General features: G+C 43.7%; 5 protein-coding genes. All 5 read right to left on the bottom strand.

Features of this window, described 5'->3' with window-relative positions; genetic code table 11:
• Window positions 1-199: 199 nt before the first annotated feature.
• Complete coding sequence (locus AC1XUF_RS31990) at window positions 200-817, bottom strand: hypothetical protein (protein ID WP_483345957.1); 618 nt, start codon at window positions 815-817, stop codon at window positions 200-202.
• Between the two features lie 752 nt (window positions 818-1,569).
• Entirely contained in the window at window positions 1,570-2,574 is a 1,005-nt protein-coding gene (locus AC1XUF_RS31985; RefSeq protein WP_483345956.1) for a relaxase/mobilization nuclease domain-containing protein, read from the bottom strand.
• On the bottom strand, window positions 2,474-2,860 hold the full coding sequence (locus AC1XUF_RS31980; protein ID WP_483345955.1) for a relaxase/mobilization nuclease domain-containing protein: 387 nt from the start codon (window positions 2,858-2,860) through the stop codon (window positions 2,474-2,476). Before AC1XUF_RS31980 ends, AC1XUF_RS31985 begins: the two co-directional genes overlap by 101 nt.
• The gene (locus AC1XUF_RS31975) at window positions 2,848-3,237 is read right to left on the bottom strand and encodes a plasmid mobilization protein (RefSeq protein WP_483345954.1); all 390 of its coding nucleotides are present in this window, start codon (window positions 3,235-3,237) and stop codon (window positions 2,848-2,850) included. The genes AC1XUF_RS31980 and AC1XUF_RS31975 overlap by 13 nt, the downstream gene beginning before the upstream one ends.
• Window positions 3,238-3,275: 38 nt before the next feature.
• A partial coding sequence (locus AC1XUF_RS31970) for a hypothetical protein (RefSeq protein ID WP_483345953.1) occupies window positions 3,276-3,502 on the bottom strand: 227 nt, incomplete at its 5' end.

Below are 3,502 nucleotides of genomic sequence, written 5' to 3'. Positions count from 1 at the left end.
TTCGTTACATACCAATTTTTACGCCGGTTTCCCTAGAGTAGGTGGTTTGCTAGTCACTTACAGCCGCTGTAATATCCGCCTCGAGCAGTGGTGCGTCTATTGGGCTGGGTAGTGGCCTGTCATAGATAACATGGCATTTTTTAGCTATACCATCGTTTTTCGTGAGCTGATTTGTTCCTTTTCGATAAGAAGTAATTTATCAGATTAAAGCAAAACGATTATTTGGCTCTTGTGGTAAGAAGTAACCTTTTATACAGTTAGGGTTTCTAATGCAAATTTGAATATGATCTTTTTCTCGAAATCCGGCATTCTTATACAGTTCATCTCCTTCCCAGAAAACACCTCTTACAGAATCAAATGGTCGCATTTTTTCTTGCTTTCGAAACTGATGTAAAGTTTCGATAACAGCACAATCCAATTCTCTCAAAAGCAAGTCTTTATCGCTCTTTCCTTTTCTGTTAACAGGCATATCTTGGCCTAGGGATAGGTATGAGGCTACTAGTAATTCATGAGCATCCTTCAAAAAAGCTAAATTTTGATAATCCAGCAGATCCAGGCAGTGTCCTAAATTAATAACTGCTCCTATCACCGCTGGGTTTTCTATCTTTTGCTTTGATTTGCCAGGATTGTCTTTGAGAAAGTGAGCAAATTCGAGAGCTCGTGATGGGCTATTATCCCAGAAATACACTCCATGACCTAGCCAATCATACTTGTTGGTACTATTCCGAAGAATAGAATTACCATTTAAAACATCTGAAACTACGACTTCATCACATCCATGGAAAGCAAGTACTAATCCTGATCTTGTGGAATACATAGGTTTTTATACGGCTCTCTTAGGTTTCCTTTTTCAGTAATAATACCGGTATTGACTAAAAAAGTCTTTGAAGCACTCTTATCTCTAGAGAGCTTAGCGGTATATTTTTTGATTGCAACCGAGAATTCAGTGTATTCTTTTTGTGACATATTCCAAAGATAAAAATTTGTCGGTTAATGCTCTAACTAAGCGAACAAAATTAGTATTTATATAATTCATATTGACAGTTTGACACGACATTGGTAGCTACTATATACATAATGTGCTCAAAATAACTAACTTGTGGTAGTTTGTCGATCTGGCTCTGTGTCACTTGGATTTCCCGTTTGATCAGCCGAGAGGTCTGCGCTATTTGACCTGAAAGTACTTGGGAAGGCCTCGAACAAATGGTAGCGAAAGTTTAGAGATTGAAGGGACTGTTGGCGACAGTCCTTTTTTGTTGTAGCTCAGAAAAATGGCTATGGAACAAACCGTCACCGGGGCGTTGCCAGGGAATGGAAAGGCAGTGCCTTAGTTGTTTCGGATTGTCGCCTGATTTAAAACTATTTTTTTTACCTCAGTGCAATCGCATACTCTCACTCAAAGTAAAAAGTGACGAGGTTCACCCCTTGGCTGCAAATCCATAAGGCGGTTTAAGGAGCGGCGACAGCCGGGGGCGCCCAGCCGCGGTAAATAGCCGATGGATTTGAAGTCGTCACTTTTTGCCTTGTACCTTTCGTTGCGCTGTGGTGCAAGCGCATTCCTTCAATAACTCAAAATCCCATCGAAAACCCTTTCTGCTTCTTCCGCCTCGGCTTCTTCAACTGATGCGGCGTGTACTCTCCATCCTTGACGGGAGACAACAAAGAATTAAGAGACTTATCATTCTCCAACGAACTACCATTTCCGGCATGGTAAACATTACCCGCACTAGCAGCCTGACCAACATCCATCCCAATCCTTTGAGATTTTTGCTGATGAAGAGAAAAAGGATCCTCGATGCATCGCTCGGTAATTCCCTTCGCGCTATACTGCTTGCCCAATGCACTTCCATTGAAAACGCATTTAGTACGGTGGTCTAAATATGTGATCCCGTACAAGTGGCCTTCTTCATTTTTTCGGATTACCGTATCGATCCCGTCTTTTTGAAGAATATTGATCAGCCTGGGCAATGACACGTTTTGTTTGCCATACAAAGTAAAATCTATACTATTCTTAACACGTAACGAATCCTTCGTACGGTTCGGATTCATCTCATTGTACAGAAAACGCACTTTCAGATTTCTATGTGTTGGCTTGAAATGAAAGTCGCTTGCTTTGATGGGCACCCCGACCCGGTTGCCGTTTTTATCCAGCACGCGGTATAAGATGCCATTGTTCTTTCTGATCCTCGAACCCTCAGAGCCAATGTCCGCAGCAACATTATAATAGTTGAGCGCTGCATTCAATTCACCCATCGTGGTGAACTTGTATTCGTTCAGAACCTTGTCGAGCACATTGGCAATGGCCTTCTTGGTTTCTGATTTTCCATACTCTGCTTTGATGCTGACCGGCTTCAAAGTAAACTCCTGGGCTTTTCGATCTTGTGCCTTCACCAATCCAAAATCTATCTCAATCTCCTTCCTGGTTTTCTCCGATTGATTTTTGCCCAGGTTGTGCAGCGAGATCCGGCTGCCATCAGCTTTGATGTTGGTCGTCACAATATGCACATGTGGCTGGGCCGGCACTCCGGTGACCGGCATCCCGGTGCTCGTATACGAGGGCGGGTTGTTTCTCAAATCCAATACCTTTTAAATAGGCTTTCGAGATCTCCGCAAGCTCTTCTTTGCTTAGCTTCTCCGATGGATCAAAGTTCAGGGACACGTGAACCGTGTTGACTTTTGTCCTTTTGTTCAAAGCGAGTTGCCTCTGGATGCGGTTTAGCTTTTGATCAAGACTCAGGGCGTCCGCATCCTTTGGATAGTTGATAGCCGAAATGCATTCCGCATGTCCCTGTTCCAGCTTGTTCTCATTGTATTGCAGCACAGCTCGAAGCCGACTGCTAGAGTGGATCACTGCAACCATCGATCTGCCAGTTTATCGGTTTGCGATTTGATCTTGTCCAGGATTGAAAACAGGGATGTTCTTTCAGCTTCGTAGCTGGCGATCCAGTTTCTGAATTCTGAAATTTGGTTGACGGCATTGAGGCGTTTGGTCGCCTGGTTGAAGTTGTTGCCAAGCCGGTTTAGCTCTTCCCGCAGCTCCGACAATTCGCCGATCATCTGATCTTGCGAACCATTCCTTTCGATCACAGTTACCGGTCGGTTGAAGATCAAGAGCCGTAAAAATTCACTCAATTTACGGCAGGTGGTGCGGCTGCGTTTGGCTTCCAGATTAGCGTATTCTTTGGGTGTTAACCGGAAGATTACAAGCTTTGTCTTGTTCGATTTTTCTTCTTTCATCACGATCCTATCTACACTTTCAAACATTAAAAACTCCATCAGAAACCTGGACCGACTTTGGAGGGGAAGGCCAGATCGGGTGCGCAGCAACCGGCGATTGTATTACAATCGTACATCTGGCCAGACGCGCAAAGCGGGCGGCTCATTCGGATTTCATAGTCTTTGAAACCGAGTGCTGAGCTGATTTGTGAATCTAGTTTATTGAAATGGAATTTACCTATCCAGTGTAAATTTGCCTTAGGATGGCGAGCATATTGAAGCCAAG

The sequence above is a fragment of the Dyadobacter sp. HNCC25DJ185 genome (assembly GCF_056895195.1).
The sequence above is the reverse complement of the archived record's forward strand: the minus strand, read 5'-3'. Positions and strand labels throughout refer to the sequence as shown.